13 protein-coding genes are annotated in these 23,742 nt (G+C 62.4%); 7 read left to right on the top strand and 6 right to left on the bottom strand.

Annotated features, from left to right (window positions below; all coding sequences use genetic code 11):
• Positions 1-303: 303 nt before the first annotated feature.
• From ACIHFD_RS04760 to ACIHFD_RS04740, 5 genes are all read right to left on the bottom strand, one after another.
• The gene (locus ACIHFD_RS04760) at positions 304-1,089 is read right to left on the bottom strand and encodes a DUF6339 family protein (RefSeq protein WP_397365624.1); all 786 of its coding nucleotides are present in this window, start codon (positions 1,087-1,089) and stop codon (positions 304-306) included.
• Positions 1,061-1,987, bottom strand: a complete 927-nt coding sequence (locus tag ACIHFD_RS04755; protein WP_397365623.1) for a hypothetical protein — start codon at positions 1,985-1,987, stop codon at positions 1,061-1,063. Before ACIHFD_RS04755 ends, ACIHFD_RS04760 begins: the two co-directional genes overlap by 29 nt.
• Positions 1,984-3,318 (bottom strand): hypothetical protein, encoded by a 1,335-nt coding sequence (locus ACIHFD_RS04750; RefSeq protein WP_397365622.1) that lies wholly within the window; start codon positions 3,316-3,318, stop codon positions 1,984-1,986. Before ACIHFD_RS04750 ends, ACIHFD_RS04755 begins: the two co-directional genes overlap by 4 nt.
• 485 nt (positions 3,319-3,803) lie before the next feature.
• Positions 3,804-4,817, bottom strand: coding sequence for a PD-(D/E)XK motif protein (locus ACIHFD_RS04745; RefSeq protein ID WP_397365621.1), 1,014 nt, complete (start codon positions 4,815-4,817; stop codon positions 3,804-3,806).
• Positions 4,814-7,390: a Z1 domain-containing protein gene (locus ACIHFD_RS04740; RefSeq protein WP_397365620.1), complete on the bottom strand. Its 2,577-nt coding sequence runs from the start codon at positions 7,388-7,390 to the stop codon at positions 4,814-4,816. Before ACIHFD_RS04740 ends, ACIHFD_RS04745 begins: the two co-directional genes overlap by 4 nt.
• Before the next feature lie 434 nt (positions 7,391-7,824).
• Here ACIHFD_RS04740 and ACIHFD_RS04735 point away from each other — a divergent pair, with 434 nt between their 5' ends.
• From ACIHFD_RS04735 to ACIHFD_RS04705, 7 genes are all read left to right on the top strand, one after another.
• Entirely contained in the window at positions 7,825-8,118 is a 294-nt protein-coding gene (locus ACIHFD_RS04735; RefSeq protein WP_397365619.1) for a hypothetical protein, read from the top strand.
• Between the two features lie 629 nt (positions 8,119-8,747).
• Positions 8,748-13,466, top strand: coding sequence for a sacsin N-terminal ATP-binding-like domain-containing protein (locus tag ACIHFD_RS04730; RefSeq protein ID WP_397365618.1), 4,719 nt, complete (start codon positions 8,748-8,750; stop codon positions 13,464-13,466).
• On the top strand, positions 13,463-14,980 hold the full coding sequence (locus tag ACIHFD_RS04725) for an NERD domain-containing protein (RefSeq protein ID WP_397365617.1): 1,518 nt from the start codon (positions 13,463-13,465) through the stop codon (positions 14,978-14,980). Before ACIHFD_RS04730 ends, ACIHFD_RS04725 begins: the two co-directional genes overlap by 4 nt.
• Positions 14,977-18,153, top strand: a complete 3,177-nt coding sequence (locus ACIHFD_RS04720; protein ID WP_397365616.1) for a helicase-related protein — start codon at positions 14,977-14,979, stop codon at positions 18,151-18,153. Before ACIHFD_RS04725 ends, ACIHFD_RS04720 begins: the two co-directional genes overlap by 4 nt.
• Positions 18,134-19,939, top strand: coding sequence for a DrmB family protein (gene drmB, locus ACIHFD_RS04715; RefSeq protein WP_397365615.1), 1,806 nt, complete (start codon positions 18,134-18,136; stop codon positions 19,937-19,939). Before ACIHFD_RS04720 ends, drmB begins: the two co-directional genes overlap by 20 nt.
• Before the next feature lie 279 nt (positions 19,940-20,218).
• A complete protein-coding gene (locus tag ACIHFD_RS04710; protein WP_397365614.1) occupies positions 20,219-20,647 on the top strand; it encodes a very short patch repair endonuclease in 429 nt (142 codons plus the stop codon).
• 200 nt (positions 20,648-20,847) lie between these two features.
• Positions 20,848-22,206 (top strand): DNA cytosine methyltransferase, encoded by a 1,359-nt coding sequence (locus ACIHFD_RS04705; protein WP_397365613.1) that lies wholly within the window; start codon positions 20,848-20,850, stop codon positions 22,204-22,206.
• Between the two features lie 1,060 nt (positions 22,207-23,266).
• Here ACIHFD_RS04705 and ACIHFD_RS04700 read toward each other — a convergent pair.
• The gene (locus ACIHFD_RS04700) at positions 23,267-23,617 is read right to left on the bottom strand and encodes a hypothetical protein (RefSeq protein ID WP_397365612.1); all 351 of its coding nucleotides are present in this window, start codon (positions 23,615-23,617) and stop codon (positions 23,267-23,269) included.
• Positions 23,618-23,742 lie beyond the last annotated feature (125 nt).

Below are 23,742 nucleotides of genomic sequence, written 5' to 3'. Positions count from 1 at the left end.
AGCGGTGCGGGCGGTGCTAATTGTGATGGTCGGCCTACTCGTCCAGCACGGTATAGAGATGCTGGCCGCCGAAGACGAGTAGTCGGCCGGTGCACTCCGTGGGGCCGTGCGGTGTTTACCCATCGCTCGGCGAACGCGTCTGCCCAAGGCGCCGAGGCGGGATATGCAGAACGTGAATGACGTCGCCTGCGATGACCTCATCAAGATGTCGGTGAATTTGTGTCCTGATCCTGAATCAGAAAACGGAACGCACCGGCCCGATTCTTCAGATGGGTGAGCATGTCACCGGGCTTGTTTCAATATTCACCTTTCATCCGGGACAAGCGAGCTTTCTTCTGCCAGAGCTTTCAAGGATTCGGTTACGATGCCTCGAATTCGCATCCGAATTTGATGCTCGTCAAGAGCCAGGAAAGAAGTGAACGGGATGAGGCGGCAAACCCGCTTAGTCACATCGCGGACGATGATGCGGCGCGTAAGATCTGATACGGTGATTCGGGAGTCAGCGAGCTCTGCGACGAGAGCACGAGCCAGCGGCGGGGTACCACCGATGCTGCGGCGTTCGAAAACCTGATTGAGATCGGCTTCGGACAGCATGTCAAGCAGCGTATAGTCACGCCCGTCACCAGCTGGAACACCAAGGGCGTACGCTTGCCACCACAACCGACCAAGCGTATGCCGGACCAGGCCGCGGCCGATCCAACGCTGTTCGTTGTACTTAGGTTGCCAGCGCCACATGACAACGTCGGGCACCAGACGGATCGCCATGTAAGTCCACACCTCGGGTGCGGCGGCCTCGGCGGGAGCCATGTCGGTGTCCTCGAACACGACGGTGGCTAAGGCGCGATCGAAGGCTCCGAGTGTGAACTTGTCGACGTGATCGGGGTAGCCGTGAACCTTGGCGCATTGGCGAATCGCACGAGCGACCGCCTCGAGGTGTTCTCGGCGAGCGGGGATGCCACCGGTCGGCGCATAAATGAGCGGGTGGTCGAGCCGCGTATCATGGGCAAGCGTGCCTACATTCTGGAGCTGGATCCGGTTGAGTAGAATCCGGCCCTCGGCATCAGACAGTCGGGGGTACAGCGTCGTCATCGTGATGTGCTCGCATCCGTCTTAGTGCGCCCTGTAGCTGAGAGTGAAATCGCCCAGGGTCGTTGTCGCGCATCGCAGCCAAGGCTGCCGGGGAATCATGCGGGAACAACATCGACAGCAGCGCAGCAAGGCTTGCACCAATACTGTCAACATCGTTGACATAGTCATACAAGGTCTCACGCCACTCTGGTTTTAGCGCTACTTCGACTAGCCGGCTGGTCAGGTCCGCTTCCAGCCAGGCAAGGAGTCGCCGCTGTACCGGTGTCGGTGCAGCTGCCTTCTTCGCAGCGTTGATGATTTCCGTGTCCGCGCTGTTGAGGTAGAGCTGTACTGCGGCCATCGCCGGTTCGGACAGATTCGTGGGCAACTCGACGTGCCAGCGCGCATCAGGATGGAAGCCGGCCTCTGCAAAGTCCACCACGTATGTGGGCAGTCGGCCTGCAGTGCCCTGCAACTCGACGTGGACGATGTCTTCGTACAGGACGTCACCAGCGTGTTGCGCGAGGAAGGGCTCTGCAGCAGGGGTGTCCTCGCCGAGGACCAGGCGGGTGGTGAGAATTAGCGCGCCGCCGAGCAACGCTCCGGGGATGTCTGCAGTCACAGCGACCTTGGTGCTGTCAGGCACTGGGATGCGGCAGGCGCGGTCGGATATCTGTGCAGCGGCCGCGGTCCATTCCACGACGAGCAGCAGCGGAGTGGTGCCAGGTAGCGTCGCTTCCTGTAGGGCTCGTATCGTGTCGACCTGGATCTCGCGGGTTAAGTGAAGGTCGGTGTTGTAGTCCCAGTCGGGCAGGAATGTCGGCAGCGGGATGTTGCCGGTGTCCTGGTGCAGCTGCCAGGGACGGGCGTTGACGACGTCTGCATGGGGCAACAGGAACGGGGGGACGCCGCGGTTCATACACCATCGACCTCGGCGGAAAGGAGCCGCACCTTCGCTGCGGCGCCGCTCGCCGGGCGAATGACCGCAGTCCAGTCTCGTTGGTCGGCCGGGCTCACGGTGACAGTATCACCGGGAACGATCCGACCTGTCCCGTCGCGTAGTTCCAAGACGGCTGGAACGTCCGCGCCAGCCGGCGGTTCGTTCTCGCTGCCGACATCCAGGGCAACGGCTGTCACGACCTGGACGGTGATGGAGCGCGAGGCGGGATATACCTGGAACCTGGTGACGATACGTGAGGTGCCGTCCATGCGTACCATCCGGGGTGCCTCGGTGATTCGCGCCGCCGCGGGAGCTCCGCCAGGGCCGGGCTGGAACGTGCCCCCACCGCCGTCGGCCCCTGGGCCGCTCGCCGTGGGAATCAGTCCGGCCAGACGATTGGATAGGGCACCAAGCGGTGGCTGAACACCGCCGCTTAGCGACGTGCCATTCTGCTGTTCGGCGTATGCCGCAAGCTCTGCGCGCAGTTCCACCTCAGCCCGGCGGACGATGCTGGCAGCATCTCCAGTTAGTTTTTCTGGCACCCAGGCATCGTGAGTCGGTGGTTCGGCTTCGGCGAAAGCTTGATCGTGTTCGGGATTAGCGAGGAACACAGCGCCGTAGTGCACCATGTCGTCCGTCAGACGGGGCCCTTCCAGGTAGTCAACGATCAGTCGTGGTGCACGCATTCGCGCGCAGTGGTGGGCCGAGCCAGTGAAGGGGGCGGCCAGTGAGGTAGCGGTTGCATGGATCGGTGCAATACCAGTGCGGGCGGCAAAGCGGCCAAGCACAGTGGCGGGGCGTTTCCGGCGGATGATCGTCGGGGCGTCGTCCAAGGCTCGGTAGGCGTCGACGAATGGTCTGATGTACGGCTCCGCTTCCGGGCGCGGTATAGGAATGTTCACATCATCGGCGGTGACCTTGCACTGCAGGGGTGTGGCTCCGGCGTCTGTGCGCAGCATGAGCGGCCACAGGTTCCACATCATCGCTGACGCGAGGTATTCGGCGGCCTGACGAACAGTGCGAGGACGTTCGTCATCGTCGTCTCCGCCCATGCTGACCGTTCCTAGGAGTGCGCCCACGATTGCGATGTCGGTGCCCGTTTCATCTGGGTGCATCGGCGGCAGATTGAGGCTGGTGGCAATATTCTCCGCTTCGATGTCCAGTATTGGGTCGGGGACTTCCTCGGTGATGGAGCCCCACCAATGCCGGCCTGTGTAGATGCGACCGTTGCGTTGGAATCCGGGTCCAAGCGCGGCGGCGATCAGCCGGGTCTGCAAGCGGCCCTGCCAACGGCAGCGGGTGCGGATCAAGATGGTGCCGATGCTACTGGCGTTAAACAGGGCCCCCTTGCCGAAACCATAGGTGCCTCCCCCGAACCGTCGGTCGCGGGGTTCACCGATGTTGCGTAGGAGCTTGACGAAGTCGGCCCCGGGCCCGAGTGCTACGTCAGCACGCAGTGGACCGCCCAACCCTTGAGTGCCGCGGTCACTGATCACTGCTATTACTGGGTCGCCCGCATCGAAGAGTTCTTCAACACCGACGCCAGCGTGTTCTGGCCCAGGGCATAGTAGAGAGCACCAATTCAGTAGGCGCTCAGGCTGCGGCTGAGACAGACTGATGCTGTAACGGACGCCGCCAAGGGCAGGATCAGTTGCGTCCAAGCTGTTCTGGGCGCTCTCACGAACCAGGACGGTCAGCGGGTCCATCCGAGGGGTGCCCAACTGCTTGCGAACGCCTTCGGCTTTGGCTGAGCCGGTGGCGGCTACTGGCTCAGACCACCAGCATGGTTCAGGGCTCAGAATGGAGTTCCTTTCGCAAACAGCGGGGCGAGTGAAGCGGAGTCGAGCGCGGTGGGGAGTAGAAAAGATAGGTCCAGAGTGTAGGATAGGGCGCCGATCTCGTCGGGCAGAGTATCGGCTAGGGACGAAGGCGAGATACGTGGGAATCCATCGCCGACGGCTAGCGCGGCGATTTGCGTGACGGCGAACCGGCGATCGCGGTAGTGCTCGCCATCAGCCTCGCCATAGCCAGCCCGTGCCAGGGCGAGGGAGAACGCTCGGTGATCACCCACCTTCGGCCGAATCCGCTCGACGAGATCGGGTAGGGCGATCCCGTCAAGGTCGGCGACCAGTCGGACTACGACTAAGTGCAGGTCGCCGCCTTCAGGCGGCTCGAGCTGCTCGATGCCGTGGATGCGGACCGTTGATCCGGTCGCGCCGAGGGTTTTGACTTCCAAGTCACCTTCGGCGAGACGGAAGTCGTGAGGTTCGCGGTCGGGGCCGCGCCACACCGACAGGTCATGCGCGCCAGCTGCCGCCAGAATCTGTTCAAGGATGATGAGTTCTCCGAATAGGCCGCGCAGCGCGTCCTCACCGAGCAGGCCTCCGCGGCGTCGCAATAGTTCACGCCACTCGTCCAGCACCTGTTTGCACACGACATCGGGCCGTTCTCCGGTGCCGGAGGCGAGTTGAGCGAGCATGGCGGCGAGGATGTCGTCGAACAGCTCGGACAGATCGGCTCGGTGACAGACGACATCGGCATAGATCCGGTTGTATCCCTCGACGACCAATTCGGATCGTTGGATCCTGACGTAGGCGGCCTGAGAATCCTCGGCAACGGGCGCATCAATGTGAGTGGGGACGAGCAAATGGTGGTCCCCACGTGCGTCGAGGCCTACCAGTACTTCCGCACCGACGCCAACCATGACGCCCATGCCGCTGGTCACCACGCCCGTTGGGGTGCGGCGTGCACGCAACAGAGTCCAACGTCTCCGCAGCTGCTCTTGCCAGGCCCGGTCATCAGCCGTCATGCCGTCTCCGGATCTTGAGTGTCTTCGAGCGCGTCGTTGACCTCGTCATATTCGGAGCTATCGACGCCGCTGGTGTCAACCTGCACGTATTTGTTGCGCACCTTGTCCTCGGCGTTACCCGGGAAGACCAACGCCATGCCGATCACGTGATCGGCGGCGTTGAACGGCACGCGTGTATCGACGTTGGTCGGATCGGGCTGGGAGTCACGGGCGATGGGGTACAGCAGGAGCAGTCCGGTCGTTGCATGCTCGATGCTGGCGTTACGTAGATCGACCAGTGCGCCTTCCGACTTCCCGCGTGCCTCCGGTGCGCTGATGTCCATGTCGATGACCCGGTGCTCCTTGGACATCAGCGTCTTGATGTCAGCCTTGTCTCCACCTGTGTTCTTGATCAATGATCGGTTGATCGTGCCGAGCCGTATCCCGCCGCCGAAGTCGACGACGTGATCTTCATCGATGACTGGAGCACCCATCAGTGCCACGTTCCAGGTCAGCAGGGAGGGGTCGGCGCGTCGGCTCTCCTTGCCGATGTATGCGGTCACCAGGCGCGGATCAAGATCGGGGGAGTCCTCATGAACGCGATAGGTCTGGAGGAAGGTGAGCACATGTGAGACGTCGACGTCCCAGAGGATCACGGTGCCGTCCCTGCGGTCGTCGGCGTTGACTCCGTCGGTGATAGCGGCAGTCACTAGCGTGGTCGCCGCCATACGGTTTGCGTCGAGCCAGGCGGCGTCCTTCTCGCGGAAATACCGCGTCTGCACCCGCCGGCCTCCGTAGGAGGCGTATGCGATGCGGGAGGCCCCCATCTTGGCGGTGACATTGAGGACAGGATGAGTCCTGATCCGTATCCCGACCTCGCGCGGAGACATGTTCTGCTCTTCATAGCGGGCGATGTCCAAGCGTATTTCGGCCTCGACGGTCGCCAGGTGCCGGAAGTCCGCTTCCAGTCCTTTAGTCATCCAGATGCGTGGCAAGTCCTCGTAGCCGCGCCGGTAGCCGAACCAACGGCCCATCTGCAGCAGGGTGTCGTAGGTGTTGGCCGAGCGGACGAAGAAACTGACGACCAGTCCTTCCAAAGTCAGACCTCGCGAAAGCGTGTTGCCGCCGACTGCGACGGCGACCACCGGGCGTGTACCTGAGTAGTCGAGTCTGTCGCGGCTACGGAAGTTGTCCACGATCACCTTCACGTCATCGAGGACTTCGGGTAGGTGGCTTGCCAACTCATCGAAGGACACCGGGGTCAGACCGTCGAACAGCGACGCCGGCACCCGCTTGGTCTCCTTTTCCCACAAGGCCTTCAGCTCAGCCAGCGTGTCGGGGTCCTGACGATCGACTGCACCGGAAAGATCCCCCAGGAAACCACGTAGAGGCTTGCGGTAAGCGTCGTGGATGACAGTCTTCATGCCGGTGTGCACGAGCATTGTGGAATGACTGTCGTCTCCGCGGTGCCGTCGAGCTGCGGTGGCGAGAATAAAATAGCGCAGGGAATCCGCGAGCTCGTCGGTGATAGTCGGGACGAACCCGTTCTCTGATCCCCTTCCCACCGGACGGATCTTCGCGACGGTGCTGTCGGGAACGACGCGCACCATGTCATAGCCGTCGAGCTGTGGGCCTGCGTATTCGCCTTCGATCGCGTCCCGTCCGAATATCCTCTCGGCGCCGAAATAACCGTCGGGTTCGGGCAGATTGAGGATGAACGTCTCAGGATACAGCTCGTCGGGGACGGATGGATCGATGAGGACATTGGCGAACGGGGTGGCGGTGTAGCCGATGTAGGCGCGACGCGAAAACAGTCTGAGTAGCGATCGTATCTGAGGGTTGATCTTTGCGGTCGCGACGCTCGCCTGATCTGCCTCATCATCAATGATCAGTGCTGGGACATTGGCGAGCGCTCCGTCATTCGCCGCTCTGGTAAGCCAACTTAAGAGTCTGGCGAGGACGTCCTTTTGCTTCTTTGCGACAATCAGAATAGTGCGATCACCCCCCTGATGAGCGGCAAATGTTGCCGAGGGCCGGTAGAAGTCCTTGGTCGCATCCGTCAATGGGAACCAAGCTCCGTCGCCGGCGGTGTCGATGAGCTGCGCCTGTAGTCGCTCCTGAGTCTGCCGGCGCAAACCGTTGTGAATGCCGGACAGTACGATGACTAACTTGTATCCGATATCGGCGGCCTTGGCTGCGACTCCGGTAAAGCTGGTAGTTTTGCCCGACTGTACATATCCGACTACGAGGCCTTTTGTCAGATATTCTGAGGTGTCCGGGCTGTGAGTATTGGCGATGATCTTCGATGTCGACTGGTCCAGTTTTTCCAGCGCTTCGCCTGACAGCTTTGTCAATGACCTGCGGAAAGCGGGCCATCGCTTGTGATGGGGAAGCGGTCCAGGATACCAAGGCTTCAGGCCGGGAGCGGAGAGTATCTTGGGCGGATAGCCGATCTTCACACCCTCGACAAGCCGCTGATATTCCGCGACCCACTCGTCAATTTGTTCCGGGAAATTTCTTTGAAACCTTTCCCGGGCGCGGTCGAGTCCGTAGCGCTCGGCCCAGTCGATGAAGACCGCCGCAAAGTCATCCATGTGTGGATGCTAGCAGTATTTACTGATAATCAGGAAGCCGTCGCGCCGTCTCAAGTGGCTTGCCGGGAGGCCGAGGAGAGGCATTGATGGCTGGTGATATCCCCGGCCCGGCCGCTTTAGGTGAGCGGTCGGACTAATGGTTGCATGCATCCCAAAGCATTATAAAGGTGACGTAAAGGGCGAACGATTAGAGCAACGGGCCCACGCGTTGGTACAGGCCAATAGGAACGGCATCCACGCCCGCACCCGCATGTCGTCGCGCTGCGGATCGATGGCCTACAGGATGCGGGTGCCAGGCCCGCCAGTTGCGTCGACAGCCGGTACTACATCCGTAGATCTTGATTCATTTGGCCCCGCTGCGGGACGTAGTTGGTCCATCGTCAGTGGGTGACGTGTGCTCTGACCTACGATCGTGTCGTGTCCTGGGATACGGAGTGACCGCGCTGACCACGCACATCGCCGGCCCCCTGTTCACCCGGCCCGAACCGCGCGAGGCCTTCGCCGACCTGGAGCGCGCCCTGCTGGCCGACGTGCCGCGCAAGAATTCTTGGAAGCTGGCCGACCGCATGCAAGAACTTTTATACGGGCCGGATTCAGGTACTTCGGCACGCTGGCTGTTGGTGAGGTTCACCCTTGGTGAGCCAGAGGTCATGTCGACGGTCGCCATGGGCAGCTCACCACCAGGTTCGGCGTTTACGTCGATGACATCGAAGCGAAGAATGAACTGAAGTATTCGGCGCCTGGTCAAGAACTGCTGTTAGGGTTAATTCCGCCATAACTGCGAGCGGAGAATGACTATTCGGCTGTTAGATGCGAGGTGAACGTGGATTGTCTATTCTACGCGAGGGGTGCTGGCTTGCCAATTGTGTGTTTGCTGGGTGGCATCAGTGGCGCGGGCCGAAGAGGGTTCGCCTTGTAAAGGCTACAGTAAGGAAATCCGTGGCAGATATCTGTTCACCACGAATTGCCTCCACGCCCTGCATTTGGCCAGCATCGAGCCTTGGTTCGGTGGCGATCGATGTTCTCGAAGTAGCTCAGAAGTGTGCGGCTGGTCTGCCTGACGCGCGACTGCGGGGAGCGTCGAGCATCACGAACGTACTTCGTAGACGGTTGTGGTCAGTCCTCCCGGCTATGTGATTGTTGGGACAGAATGGGAGTATTTTTCGTATTTGCCAGCACCGAGGTAGCTGGGGCATCATGGCGCCGGTGATGTCAGTGACGCCCCCCACGCGGTTACGGGTCTGTTCTCTGCTGCTGTAGGCACGATGTTGCGGCAATATGACGGTGGAACGAACCGAGAGGGTTTTGTGACGCCGAGGGCGGCGGCAGCCTTTGACGCGAGAGGTATGCGATCGTAATGGCGAAGTGGCAGGACTGGGCGCCGGATGTCGGGCTAATGCAAGAAGTCGAAGAACAGTTCGATCGAGCGATCGCGTCCTACCAGGCAAATCCGAACCTTATCACCGAGCATGCGAACCACGAAGAGTCGATTCGGGTAGGCGGGTACGCCAACCGGACGCTCCTTGAGCTGGTACAGAATGCGGCGGATGCGATGTCCGGTGGGCACTCGGACCATATCGGAGCAGGGCGGGTGGAGATCGTCCTCGACATGCGCTCCGCGACGCTGTACTGCGCAAATGCCGGACGTCCGTTCTCGAAGACCGGCTTGACGTCGATCGCACATGCCCACCTCAGTGGCAAGCGCGGTGACGAGATCGGACGCTTCGGCCTGGGCTTTAAGTCCGTCCTGGCGGTGACTGATACCCCTCAGGTGTACAGCCGATCGGTGTCCTTCGAGTTCAACTCGGACCAGGCAAAGGCGGCGATCAAAGCTGTCCGAGCGCCTGTGACCAGGCTTCCTGTGCTGCGAACCGCCACTCTGATTGACGCTGAGGTGGCGTTCGAGGAAGACCGCGTGCTCGCCGAGCTGGCCGAGTGGGCGACCACGGTTATCAAACTGCCACGAGCTTCAAACTTGGAACGTTTAAATCAGGAGATCCGCAAGTTCCGGTCGGAGTTCCTTCTGTTCGTCACCGAGGTGCGCGAGATACGGCTTCGTGTCATCGGATCCGCGGAGGAGACCTACAGCACGAGCCACATATCCCGAGACCTCGGCGACGGCAGCTTCAGGGTTGAGCGCCCGGATGGGTCCGGCGACGAGTGGGTCGTGGAGCATCGGATGCATTCCCCGTCCTATGAGGCTCGGGCAGAGGTCGGAGAGGCGGTTTCGCGGGATCAGGTCAAGGTCACGGTTGCGATGCCGTCTCGCCAGGCGCGGCTCAAGACCGGCGAATTCTGGTCATACTTCCCCTTGCAGGACGAGACCACTGCCTCGGCGCTGTTCAATGCCCCCTGGAGCGTCAATGACGACCGGACGATGCTGCTCAAGAACACCTACAACCTGGAAATCCTGAAAACTCTCTCCGAGATGTTCGTAGGGATGCTTCCCAAGGTCGCATCGAGTGACGATCCTGCCGCCCACCTTGAGTACATGCCTGCGCGTGGTCGTGAGGCGCTCTCGTTCGGTGACGACATTCTCTCCACACATGTGCCGAGGATCGCGGCACAGCGTGAGCTCGTTCCGGACGCGGCAGGCAGGCTGAGGATCGCTGGAGAGCTTCGCCCCCTCGACTTCACGGTCAGCGGTGTCTCGGAGCAGGACCACAGGCATTGGATCAATTCCCCGAACACGGGTGACGATGTTCCGCATTGGCGCTGCTACGCCATCCAGCAGAGAATCGCTCGTGTGCGGCAGCTCTGTATTATCAGCGTCGCCGAGAAGTTGGAAATCAACGCCCGGGACGAGAAGCGAGCTCTTGAAGCAATGCCGAAACGCGGCATCCTCACATGGCTGCGCGAGTGGGCCGAGGGTACGGATCCCGGTTCGGCAGCGAGAGCCTTCGCCTTTGTCGTCAATCATCCCGTCATCGAGGGCGTACAGACTGCTCGGGTGATCCCGACCACGGATGGGATGTGCGCTCTGAATGACCGGAGCAACGTCTTCCTGAGGCGGGTCGACGACGTCGACATCGAGGGCGCACGGTTCGTTGCCGAAGATTTTCTCGCAATCCCGAAGATCGACGAGAGCCTACGTCGTCAGGGGTTCCGCGACCTGGATCCCCTCGCCATCCTGCGGGCACGTCTCAACAAGCTCTCTGCCGACTCCGATGACGAGGCACTGACCAGGTTCTGGGACGCGGTTCTCAACGTTTCGCCGTCAGAAGCCGTGAGGATGCTGTCGAAGGACACTTCAGGACACATCAAGGTACCGACCTGTGACGGGAAGTGGTCATGGCCCAGCCAGGTCATGGACATAGACGGACTTGGGGAAGAGTTCGGCGGACGCCTGCTGCACCGATCCCGATGCGTCCCGCAGGTGGCTCACGCAGTCGGCGTCGTCCACGGTCCTGTGAAGGAGTACCCCAGCGAGGACGAGGTTTTCTTCGAGGAGTACTGCCGGTGGGTGAGGGACTTCCTCAACACCCGGCGAGGGCCGGGCGAACGGGAGATGGAGCGCATCGAGTTCGTCGAGAACACGGGCCCTGGTCCGTTTTCGGTCCTCATCATGCTGCGGGACGCAGCCGCGTCCGATCAGTTGCGAGAGACATGGACGACGCAGCTACTGGGGTTCGAGGATGAACCCTGGACCGTTGAGGACCTCGATTCTCGTCAGACCTACCGGGTGACCTCACCGCTTCGATGGGCGGTCGACCGAGCAGGAGTGCTTCCCTCGACCAGGGGACGCAGATCTCCGCAGAAGATCGTGTCGGCAACCATGGTCGAGTACGAGGACATGCTTCCGCTATACCGAGGGCCCCGAAACGTCGAGCACAAGCTAAACCTGCCCCGTGAGCTGGCTCAGGTGCCGTCGGACGTGCTACGGGAAGCTCTCGAGGCGGAGATCTTTCCACCACGCGTCAAGGACCACACCTTGACGAAGTTCATCATTGCCGCGAGCAGACTCGCGTTCTCACAAGGACATCCGTCACGGATCCCTGCCCGAATCGGGCAGGGGGTCGAATCACGGCGGCCGGACACGATCTACATCGCGATCAGCGACGAGGAGCAGCGCTTCCTGGCTTCTCGGCAGAAGCCCTATCTCAGGGCGAACAGTGACGAGGTCGCCGCTCTGGTCGAGGTCGTGGGATGCCGTAGGTTCGAGGACAGCTTCTCCTTCTCCATGCTGATCGAAGGGCAGCAGGACGGCGAACGCATCATCGACCTGTACCCCGGACTTCGCTCGACCTACACGGCGGACAAGGTCATGAACGCCACGGTGGCAAGGGCTGTGCACATAGCCAAGCGCGTGACCACCGAGGACGGTGTGGAGGACCAGTCGCTCGACAGGTACCTCGACGGACATGCGTTGATCGTGCGGGCAGAACTCGGCGAGCGAGAAGTCCTGGAGGTCATCAACCAGGCATTCGGCCTGGGGCTGGACAACGCCCAGCTGAGCGAAGTGCTCAAGGCAGGGCTGGACCAGCGTCTCGAGGACCAGCGCCAAGCCGCCAAGGCGGCCCTCACCGACGAGGAGCGTCTGGAGGTGTTCTTCGGGGACGACACCCTCCGGGAGGCGTTGCCCAAGGGCCTCTGGTCGGCACTTGAGAGACAAGGCCTGGTGAACAACGCGACCTCTGTCGCGGAACTCTTTCTCACTGTCTACAGAAGCGATTCGATCCGATTGCTCGCCGACCAGTTCCGCGGCGAGGGATATACGGACGTCCCCACGACGTGGGCCGGCGCAGCGCCGACCATCACGTGGCTTCGGAAGATGGGGTTCGGTGCCGAGTACGCCGGTCAACGGAACGAGCGTCAGGACGACGAGTTCGTCATTCCTGGAGCCGTCAAGCTGAACCCCCTGCACGATTTCCAGCAAGACCTCAGTACCCGCCTGAGGGACGTCCTGATCCTCAAGGAGCCGAACGGCAACTCGCTCAAGGCCATGGTCGAGCTCCCTACCGGTGCAGGGAAGACTCGCGTGGCGACAGAGACGGTGCTGCGGCTGTTCATCGACGGTGCCCTGAGCGGACCCGTGCTCTGGATCGCGCAGTCCGCCGAGCTCTGCGAACAGGCAGTGCAGACGTTCAGCATGGTGTGGCGCGGCCTGGCTGACGAACGACCACTGACGATCGGCAGGCTTTGGGAGAGCAATTCCGTGCATGAGCCTGACACGCAGTTCGGTGTCGTCGTCGCCACGGATGCGAAGCTGGTCAAGGTCATCGATCGCCCGGAATATGCGTGGTTGAGCAACGCGTCCGCGGTGATCGTCGACGAGGCTCATCGCGCGGGGAGCTCTACCAGATACACGAAAATCCTCAGATGGCTGGGTGTGGACGGGCGCAGTTGGGAGCGGCCTCTCGTCGGCCTCTCCGCGACGCCGTTCAAGGGTTCCATGGGAAACGACACTCAGACAAAGGAGTTGGTAGCGCGCTTCGGACGCCGCATGATCAAGGCCTTTGAAGGGGGCGAGGCCTACCGGAAACTGTCCCGGATGGGTGTGCTTGCTCGTGTCCGGCATGAGGTGCTTCCAGGGGTCGACGTCGTTCTGAACCCCGGAGAGGAGGCCAACGTCCGGAGTCAGCGCAAGCTCGAACCACAGGTTCTCGATCGCATCGGTCGAGACCAAGCACGTATGGCGGTCCTCGTGGACCACATCATGCAGCAGGATCCGGAATGGCCGATCCTCGTATTCACCCCGAACGTGCTGTCAGCACAGGTGCTCGCGGCGACCCTGCGTTACCGCAAGGTCGAGGCCGCCGCGGTGAGCGGCCAGACCGGTCGACAGGAGCGTCGGGATGTCATCGAGCAGTTCAAGTCGGGAGAGATCCGTGTGCTCGCGAACTGCGACCTGTTGATCCAGGGATTCGACGCTCCTGGTGTCCGTGCTCTTTACATCGCGCGCCCGACGTTCAGCCCGAGCGCCTATATCCAGATGGCCGGTCGTGGTCTTCGCGGTCCGGAGAACGGCGGCAAGGAGGAGTGCCTGATCGTGGACATCGCCGACAACTTCGGTGCGGTCAACGACTTCCTCGGCTATCGGGAGTACGAACAGCTCTGGCGGGAGCACCGCGCATGATTCTTGTTCCGGACCTTGCGGACATCGAGGCGACAGCGACGAGCGGTGCCGAGCGCCGGGTCGCACGTGTGCTGAGTGCGATCGAGGGACCAGAAGGAGCTGTTGCGTTTCACTCGGTGTCGCTCCGTACCCACGGGACCAAGCAACAGGCGGAGGCGGACTTCGTCGTCCTGTGGGAGAACGTCGTCATCCTGGTCGAGGTCAAGGGCGGAGGTGTGAGCAAGCACGACGGCCTCTGGTACACCGTCGACCGGCGTGGCGACTGGAAGAGGCTTCGTGAATCCCCGATGCGGCAGGCCCAGTCGGCCATGCACGCGCTACGAGCGATCTTCAACGAAGAAGGTGTCGGTTGGTATGCAAGCGAGGCAGTCGTCATCACACCTGACATAGACGCCCCTCCTCCGACCGTCGAGTGGAAAGGCAGCCACTGGTGGGCCAAGGAGGAGATGAGCGTCGCTGCCATGACCACAGCCTTCAAGACCGTCATCAACGGAACGAGGACGGTACCGCATGGAGTGAAGATCGCGCGTACCGACCTCTTGCGGGCACGTCTTTTCGGCGAGTTCACCCGGATGCCGGTCGTCGATGCTCAGCGCGGGGCCGTGATCGAGGAGCAGAACCGTGCGACGGACGACCAGGCGCGTGTGCTGTCCGCGCTCTCACGCAACCAGCGCATGATGGTGATCGGAGGCGCCGGTACCGGGAAGTCCCTCGTGCTGGCCGAGGCCGCGAAACAAGAGGCCGGCGAGGGCAGATCCGTTCTGATCACCTTCCACTCGCCGGCGTTGGTCGACTTCTTCTCGCCGCGGATCACAGGCCGTGCGATCGACCTACGTCCCTTCTCCGAACTCGACGGAGAGAAGAAGTACGACGTCGTCCTCGTCGACGAGGCGCAGGACCTCATGAACGCCGACGGGATGGACGCGCTGGACGCCGTCATCAAAGGAGGACGGGCGAAAGGTCGTTGGCGGATGTTCCTCGACCCCAACAACCAGGCACACGTGGACGGCTCCTTCGACCAGGACGTCTACGAACTCGTGTCCGACGAGGCGTTGCTCCTCGACCTCAACCGCAATGTCCGCAACACCAGGGCGATCGTCCACGTCGTCCAGGAGTACCTGGGGGCCGACATCGGAGACCCTGGAATCGTCAATGGTGAGCGAGTGCAGTGGAAATGGGCCGATGCGAAGGCCGACGTAGCGGCCGCGGAGAGCGTTGCACGTCAACTCGTCGACGACGGTGTCCGTCGGGAAAGCATCTGGATCATCAGAGCCACGTCCGACGCCGCTCCTGTTCGGAGCGCCGCAGGGTTCACCGTGACCAGCCCGCGCTTTGCGAAGGGGCTGGAGGCGGAGCACGTGATCGTCTGCGACCTGCCCGAGGCTTATGACGAGCACGGGCTCGCTGGGTTCTACGTCGCCGTCACCAGACCACGGGTCACGCTCCATGTCGTCGCGTCCAAGAACGACAAGCAGCGGCTCCAGGAACTCGTCCGGAAGCAGGTCGGGAAGTGAACCTCACCGAGGCACAGCGTGCCGCACTGCAGCACCTCCGGGACACCTACGTCGGGCCGGACGCGGGACCGGAAGAAGTGACGCGTAACCTCCCGCATCGGCAGTACGCCGTCGGGATGCTGTTCCCTGCCGCTCCGGAGGCCGACGGCCAGGCTCAGACCGAACCCCAGGACGAGATTTCGGCGGATGTACCCGAGGGAGATCTCGAGGAGGACGGGGCGGCTGTTCCGCTGGCCGAGGACTGGCGCCCCTCGTCCGTCGCGATCTCCTTCGTCACCGACGGTGCTTCCGTGGAAGCAAGTCTCTCGTGCGGTACGTACTCACAGGAGACGGTCGAAGGGCCGCCCAAGTGGCGTCGTAGGCCTTTCGCCTCGGGCACGATCTCGCTGGCCAAGGGGCGGCGCCCGGAACTTCTCACAGTGGGCGACGTGCCTGTGGAGATCGGGTCGCGCTGGCGCGACTTCAGAGGCGACTTCCTGGTCACGGTGCACGTCAGGGTGATGTCCGAGTCCACCGGAGACGAGCGTCTCGACATCCCTCAGATGCTCTTTCAGGTAGGGCTGTCCGTCAGTCCGGCCGCGGGCGCGCAGTTCATGGAGTACGACACCACCCGGCTGTCAGGCGGTGATCAGGAGACCGCCGAGCTTCGGCTCAGGTATCGCAACCGCAAGGTCTATGCCGTCGGTCACGGGATGGCCGCAGACTGGGACGTCACGGACGGTCGCTGTACTGCAGTGGTCCTCGAGCCAGTGCCGGCCTTCGTCGTGCCCGCCGTCGAGACCACGGGCTTCCCGGAGAACACCCCCGAAGCGCAGTCCTTGGAACTCGCACATCTCATGAGGATGGATTCGGACCCGGAGCCGGTGCTGCAGTCTCTGGATGCGTTCGCCGATGCGTTCGCCGAGTGGGTGGACGAACAGACGTGGCGGGCCGAAGGATTCGGTGACGAGGCGGAGGTCGCTCGACGAATTGCCGGCCGCTCCCAGGATGCGGTCGAACGGATGCGGGCCGGCGTGGCGCTGCTTCGTGATCCGGCTCAGGGACGTCTTCGGACGGCATTCGCTCTGGGCATGGCGGCGATGCGTCTGCAGATGCGTCAGTCCTCGATCAACCGGGGTGGCCCTGGGGCCGGTTCGAAGGAACCAAGTTGGAGGCCTTTCCAGCTCGGATTCCTGCTCGTCTCGCTCGCCTCCACAGTCGACGAGAAGCATGGCGAGCGTGACCTCGTCGATCTCATCTGGTTCCCGACCGGCGGTGGCAAGACCGAGGCTTACCTGGGCCTTGCAGCGATCGAAATCTTCCATCGGCGACTGGTTCACGGCATGGAGGGTGGTGGCACCGCGGTGATCACCAGGTACACACTTCGGCTCCTCACCTCCCAACAGTTCCAGCGGGCAGCAGCGCTCGTCTGTGCCATGGAGCTGCTCCGTGGCACAGATTCTCGGGTGAAGGGTATGACGCCCTTCACGATCGGCCTGTGGGTGGGGAACGAGGTCACTCCCGGGACCCGCTCGGAGGCGAAAGCAGCGCTGGACCGGCTGCTGAAGGCGGCACGACCCGAAGAGGCCAACCAGTTCCAGGTGGAGAGCTGCCCCTGGTGCCTGGCACCGATGGTGCCCAAGATCAAGAGCACGCAACCGAAGGACTACGGCATGCGTCTGCTCGGCAAGGACGTCGTGCTCCACTGCGTTGACACATCGTGTCGATTCAGCGACGAACTGCCGCTCGCCGTCGTCGACGAGGTCCTGTACGACGATCCGCCCACGATTCTCCTGGCGACCGTTGACAAATTCGCCCGTCTCCAGTTCAAGCCCGCGGCGGGAAGGCTGCTGGGTCTCGGAACCACGTTCAAGCAGCCCTCCATGGTCATCCAGGACGAGCTCCATCTTCTGTCCGGGCCGCTGGGCACCACCGTCGCGGTGTTCGACGCCGTGATCCAGCTCCTGCTGAGCCGGATGGGTACGAGTCCTAAGATCGTTGCCTCCACCGCGACCATCCGCGCTTCGGACGAACAGGTGCAGGGGCTGTACGGGCGCAAGGTCGTGCTCTACCCGCCGTCCGGGCTCGACGACGACCAGACTTTTTTCTCTCGACCTGTCAAGAACGGCGAAGGGCGGCTCTACATCGGGCTCATGCCTCAGTCGGTGTCCCAGCCCTCGGCTGTCATCTCCGCGGTCACCCCGCTCATCGAGATACCCGAGGTCCTCTCCGCCGGTGGCAGAACCGTCGTACCCAAAGACGCCTACTGGACGCTAGTCATGTACCACAACTCGCTCCGGGAACTCGGACGTACCGGAACGCTCGTCGTTGACGACGTACGGGCCCGACTCGAGCCCCGCGCGGAACGTCTGGGCCTGCCCTCGCGAACGGTCAGGGCGGAGCGTGTGCTGGAGCTGACCAGCCGAAGGGGAGCGGAGCAACTCCCGAGCGACCTTCGAGCGCTTCGGGTCCGTGTGGACGAGTCCCCGGATGCAATCGACGTCGTCCTGTCGTCGAACATGCTTTCCGTCGGCATCGACATCCCCAGGCTTGCCCTGATGCTCATGGTCGGGCAGCCGAAGACGACCGCGGAGTACATTCAGGCGACGAGCCGTGTCGGACGTGGCGACACCAACGGCATCGTGGTGACGCTCTTCAGGTCGAGTCGTGCGCGGGACCGGTCGCACTTCGAGACCTTCCGTGCATACCACGAGGCGCTCTACCGCAGCGTCGAACCGACGAGCGTGACTCCCTGGTCGTTGGCATCGCGGGAGCGCTCGCTGGCCGGGGCGCTCGTGGCGCTGGTGCGACAGTCGTTCGTCCCGCTGGCCGACAATGACACAGCAGGACGGTTCGACCTCGATGACATGGCACTCAGTGATGCTGTGTCGAATCTTGTCGACCGCTTCCTCGGATATGTGACTCGGGCCGACGATATCGAGGCGGAGGAGACGCGCCAGGCGATCTGGAGCCTTCTACGCGACTGGGACCGTCGAGCGAGTGCGGCCCGCGAAGCGGACGAGACGCTGGGGTACGAGCGGTCAGCCAAGATCGAAAAAGCGCTGGTGAAGAGGTTCGGACAGCCCGGGGAAGGGTGGCTCGTCGGCGACTCGATGAGGTCGGTCGAACCGAACGTGGCTGTGAACGTCCAGGAACCTCAGGAGGAGGTGCACCGTGGAGAAGATCAAGCATGACCTGCGGTTGTCGGAGACGATCATGCCCTTCGGCGTCGGAGCGATCGTCGACATCCGAGGCGAGTCACTGATCGCGGCGGACACCTCGTGGTGGGACAAGAAGTACGCCCATGAGATCAGCTGTGAGCGACTCCTCGCCAGGCTCGGTGCGGGTGTCCTCAGGCAGCCGCCGACTCATGCCGGCCATGCGGGGAAGGACACACCGGCACTGCTCTACTGGCGCTTTCCCGCCTGGCGGTTCTGCGAGAGGTGCTCAAAGCTTTCCAAGCTGACAGGGAAGAAAAAAGGTAAGTGGAGCAACACCTGTGAGTGCGGAGGGTTCCTCGTCCCGATGCGCTACATCGCGATCTGCGAACAAGGCAGTCACGCCCAAGACGTCCCGTGGTTCAAGTGGGCGCACAGGGGCCACGGGGCGAGCCTCGACGAAGCTGTTCGCTTCTGCAAGGCCTACAAGGAGCTCCGGTTCGAGAGGCAGTCCGGTCAGGGCGAGGGTCTGGCCTCCCTCCGGGTCAAGTGCTACGGATGCGGGCACAGCCGGTCTCTGGCGGAGCTCGTGACGAAGGACGCCCTGCACCGCGACGGCCTCCATTGCGTCGGCCGGCAGCCGTGGGAGCCGGAAAGCTCCGTGAAGAAGCCGTGCAACCACCGTCTTGTCGCGGTTCAGCGGGGGGCGACAGGGAACTACATCGCCGATCGGATCTCCGCGCTCGACATCCCTGAGGAACGTCCTCCATCAGCGGAGGTCGCCGACAAGATCCGTGGTCATATGTTCTTCGGGAAGCTCGTGGCGGACAACGGCGGACCTCAGACGGAGGTGATTGCGGGATGGATAGCCGGCGAGCTGGGCGTGTCTCAAGAGACCGTGCTCGAGGTCGCGGCAGGAGACGAGGCCTCGGCTGACGACGTACTTCTCGACCTCAAGGACGGGGAGTGGGCCGCTTTCTTGAAGAAGCTCGAGGGTGGACGAGACCGTACCGGTGGAGACTTCGTCGTCGACGGATGGAGCCGGGCCACGACCTCGGGACCGGAGAGTCTCGTCAGCCGGATCGCTGGCGTCGGACAGGTGCACCGGGTACGCGAGGTGACTGCCTTGCGGGGCTTCAGGCGCCACAGCGCGGAGGCCGATCTGATCACTGCTGATCTCGGACCGAAAGGGTTCCCCACCTATCCGGCGATGGAAATGTTCGGCGAGGGAATCTTCCTGAGGTTCGACGAGGACAAACTCTCACAATGGGAGGCGCAGCCGGGCGTCCAGGCGCGGGCCGGCATCCTCCTGAAGCGCCGCGCGGGCACGCCATGGGCGGACCGGCTCGACGTTCCGGAGCCACGCTACATCGCTCTGCACACGTTGTCGCACCTGCTCATCCGCAGGCTGGCGTTCGCCAGCGGATACGCATCAGCGTCGCTGCGGGAACGGATCTATGCGAACTCCGACCGGAAGGACAAGACTGCCGGGATTCTGATCTACACCGCGGCAGGGGATGCTCAGGGCACCCTTGGAGGACTAGCTCGGCTGGGACATCCTGGGAAGCTGATCCCGCTGCTCGTCTCAGCGCTCGACGACGCGGATGTCTGCTCGAACGACCCGGTGTGCATCGAAAGAGACAGGCAAGGTTCGTCCCAACTTAATCTGTCTGCATGCCATGGTTGCTCGCTTGTGAGCGAGACCTCGTGCGAGACCGGCAACAGGCTGCTCGACCGCCAGCTGGTGCTCGGAGGAGGAAACGTCGTCGGGTTTTGGGACGGGGTTCTGGCAGAAGTGCGCCAGACAACCGGTACAGGATGAGAAGCTCCGGCCCCTCACCCATGAACCGTAGCCTCGTCACCGCCAGGCGGTCGGCGGGGGAGCAGAGCCCCATGTGGCAGTCCATGACTGTTCCCGATTAGGGGACGGGGCGGAGCAGTTGAAGTGCCTGGCCTGACCTGCGCAAACGCTTCATGCCACGGTCTCCAACAGACGCAGCGCGGTGCACCTGGAGAGTTTGCGCTGTCGTCAAATGCTAGTGATGTGCTGTCCGGAACCAGCGACGAGCATAGACTGCCTCACGGAGGAGGGCCCGCTCTGATGGGACTACTGACTACGACGCCTGCCGTTAGCCGGCGCATGAGTCGTCAGCGCAGTCGGAACACGCAGGTTGAAGTCTTGCTTCGCAAGGAGCTCCATCGCGCTGGCCTCCGCTTCCGCGTACATCGGCGGCCCGTACCCGGTCTACGCCGTGAGGCGGATGTCGTATTCGGCCCCGCCCGTGTGGCCGTCTTCGTCGATGGGTGTTACTGGCATGGCTGCCCTGAGCATGCGACATGGTCCAAAACGAATGCCGACTTCTGGCGCCAAAAGATCAACCGCAACCGGGAACGTGACCGGGACACCGACCAAAAGCTGATCGATGTTGGCTGGTTGCCCATCCGTGTCTGGGAACACGAGGATCCCGAGGAGGCGGCCAAGAGCATCGTCGTAGTTGTGCGGGAGCGACGGCATCAGTCCGGAGTGTAGCCTTCTCGTAGACCACCGCATGCGAGCCCGTCGCCACTGCTCCAGGAGGGGCGGCCGGGCCACCATCGATCCCACCGTATCCCGCAAGGATAATTACTTGCTGGATCCATACGTCTACGTTGTGCATTGAAGAGTCGGGCACCGGACCGCAAATCGCCCACTGTAGCATTGCGTGGTCGCTTCGCAGCTAAGATCAGCCTATGCACAACACCGGAACCACTGATCCCATCACAGTCGTCGATCTCTTCGCTGGCTGCGGCGGCTTTACGCAGGGGTTCCACGAGTTCCGTCCCCAGGGGGCGGAGAGTCTCGGTCCGGTATTCCGCAGCATCACGGCGGTGGAGCACAACCCCGCTGCAGCCGCCACGTACGCTGCCAACTTCGGCAGCCTCCGCGCCGATCGGGTGGGGCCCGACACGAGGATCCACGTCGGTGACATCGAGAAGTGGGAACCTACCGAAGAGGACCTCCATGCAGACGTGATCATCGGAGGCCCTCCGTGTCAAGGCTTTTCGGCTTTGAATCGGAAGAAGTTCGGGCTGGAACGCAATAGGCTATGGGAGGAATTCGTTCGTATAGTGGCGAGAATCCGGCCGAGAATCTTTGTCATCGAGAATGTCGACCGATTTTTGAAGTCGGATGAATTTCAAGACCTTCTCAAGGTCATCCAGCCGGGAGGGCTGCTGGAGTGTTACCATTTGGTGGCCCCTCCGGGAGTGGACCCGAATGGCTCGCCGCACGAGTGGGCCGACCGATTCCTGCTGAACTCTGCGGACTATGGTGCTGTTCAAGCGCGGCGACGGGCAGTGGTGATCGGCGTGCGCAAGGATGTCTGCGAGGTCGAGGATTTTCGATATCCGACCGCATCGCATGTCCCACCCCCGAAGATGAAAGGAAAAAAGGGCCAGCCCTCCGACCAGCAGCATTTGTTCGACTCCTCGCGACAGGCCGACTACTGGTTGCCCGTTGACAGTGTATTCGCCGAATCGGCGGCCATGAAGGTCCGTGGGACCGAACTTCCCTCACGTCGCGTACGGTTCTCGGAAGCTGACGACTACCTACCAGGTGTTTTCACCACGCGAGAGCTGCACATCGGTCGAAATCCTCAGCCTCTCTCTCGGGCTCGTTATCGTGCGATCCCTCCCGAAGGTAACAGGAACGATCTCTATGGTAAGTGGTACACGCTCGACGAGCGCGGCAGAATTCGAATCTTTGGCGAGCCCAATCCTGAAGGTGTAAGTACTCATGTGGAGTACCTGTCGACAGAGAGCTGGGATAATCACAGGACCGGTACTGGCGATGTCATGGGGCGGCTTCGCCTGGGTGAGCCTTCGGTCACCATCAGGACAGAATTCTTCAAGCCGGAAAAGGGAAGATATCTTCATCCGACCAAGCATCGGCCAATAACGCACTACGAAGCTGCTCGTATACAGGGTTTTCCGGTCGAATTCAGATGGTGCGGGTCAAAGGTTGAGGTCGCAAAGCAGATCGGAAATGCTGTCCCCATCCCGCTTGGTCGGGCCATTGCCGGAGCCATCTACGCCCTCTTGCGGCGTTGATTCCATCACGCCCATGCATTCCGCTATGCGCCACCTGGGACCAGAGGGGGTTGTTGGATCGTCGATGGAGGCGACCAACTCGCATGAACGGCAGCGGTCCGCGTGGTGGCACACGGGCGTGGTGAGCGAAGCCGGCCCGGTCGTTGAGACTACTTGCATGTACTCGACCCGCGGAGGCCTGGTCTCTGACTAGGATGCTGTCGGAAGCGGCGAGACCGCGGCGCGGTCGTTGCCGGTGTAGTGATGGGCCGCCGCTCCCTCAGACGGGCTGCAGGTGCGCTTTCCGTGGACCTGGATTAGCCCTTCAAGCGGGTGGGGTCGGCAGGTCAGTGAGCAGCTCGTCGTCCTCGGCCGTAGTCAGGGACGGTGCTCCCAGTGTTGTCTGCGGTTCGAGTTGGCTCCTGGTGTTCGACGTAGGGCTCTTGGACGAGGTACTGAGCGTCGGGGACACGGCCGAAGACGGAGACGTCGAGACCTGGGGCTGGCATTGCACAGCCGGTCTGCGACCGTTCTGTTTACCAGCCAGCACGTGACAAAATCCTCCAGGACCGATCGAAGGTGGCGTTCGTCGTAGATCAGCATCCGGTCGGTGCATTCGGCCCGGACGGTGCGCACCCAGCGCTCGGCGTAACAGTTGGCTCGGGGCGTCCGCGGCGGCGTCTTCATCACCGTGACACCCTCGCTGGCGAAGACCTCATCAAAGGCGGCGGTGAACTTGGCGTCCCGATCACGGATGAGGAACCGAAACGAGCCAGCCCTCCACCCGAGGTTCACGAGCAGGTTGCGGGCCTGCTGAGCCGTCCACGCGCCGGTGGGATTGGCGGTCACGCCCAGGACGTGCACTCGCCGCGTCGCCACCTCCATCACGAACAACACGTACAGGCGTCTCAAGGAAATCGTGTCAACGTTGAAGAAGTCGCAGGCAAGCAGCCCTTTCGCTTGCAGGCGTAGAAACGTCCGCCAGGAGGTGTCGAGGCTTCGGGGAGCGGGACCGTGTCGGCGTGAACGCAGGATCCGTCGCACGGTCGCTGCACTGACCTGCAAGCCGAGCCGAACCAGTTCACCGTGTACCCGCCGATACCCCCCACCTCGGGTTGTCCCGTACCAGGCGGAGGACCAGATCCCGGATTTCCTTGCTCGTTTCGGGACGACCAGGGCGGTGGGGATAGGTCCACGAGCGTTTGATCAAACGGCGACGCCATGCCAACAAGGTGCCCGGGGTGACCAGCCGATGCTTCCGCAGCAGCGCAGGTAGGAAGCGTGCCAAGGCCGCCGGGAGTGCCCGATCGGCCCAGTCCGGCTTCGGGCGGGCGAGTTGACGCTTCAAGACGGCCACCTCATCACGGAGCACCATGATCTCGACGTCCTTGGACGCCTGACCACGTCCCAACAACACCAGCCAGCCGAACACCCGGACCATGATCAGATACAGCAGACGAACCGACCCGAGCCGCGATCTTGCCCATACCGCTACTGAAGGTCAAAACCGCAGATCAAGCACCTGCGATGGGTTATGAACCGGTACAGGTGAGCGGC

The sequence above is a fragment of the Nonomuraea sp. NPDC051941 genome, from assembly GCF_044593615.1.
Note: the sequence above shows the minus strand (reverse complement) of the source record. Positions and strands in the feature narration are given on the sequence as shown.

Bases quoted from the DNA above. Each gene is read 5' to 3' on its own strand.
- ACIHFD_RS04760 (WP_397365624.1), bottom strand. From the start codon at position 1,089: ATGACGACGCTGTACCCCCGACTGTCTGATGCCGAGGGCCGGATTCTA.
- ACIHFD_RS04755 (WP_397365623.1), bottom strand. From the start codon at position 1,987: ATGAACCGCGGCGTCCCCCCGTTCCTGTTGCCCCATGCAGACGTCGTC.
- ACIHFD_RS04745 (WP_397365621.1), bottom strand. From the start codon at position 4,817: ATGACGGCTGATGACCGGGCCTGGCAAGAGCAGCTGCGGAGACGTTGG.
- ACIHFD_RS04740 (WP_397365620.1), bottom strand. From the start codon at position 7,390: ATGGATGACTTTGCGGCGGTCTTCATCGACTGGGCCGAGCGCTACGGA.
- ACIHFD_RS04730 (WP_397365618.1), top strand. From the start codon at position 8,748: ATGGCGAAGTGGCAGGACTGGGCGCCGGATGTCGGGCTAATGCAAGAA.
- ACIHFD_RS04725 (WP_397365617.1), top strand. From the start codon at position 13,463: ATGATTCTTGTTCCGGACCTTGCGGACATCGAGGCGACAGCGACGAGC.
- ACIHFD_RS04710 (WP_397365614.1), top strand. From the start codon at position 20,219: ATGGGACTACTGACTACGACGCCTGCCGTTAGCCGGCGCATGAGTCGT.
- ACIHFD_RS04705 (WP_397365613.1), top strand. From the start codon at position 20,848: ATGCACAACACCGGAACCACTGATCCCATCACAGTCGTCGATCTCTTC.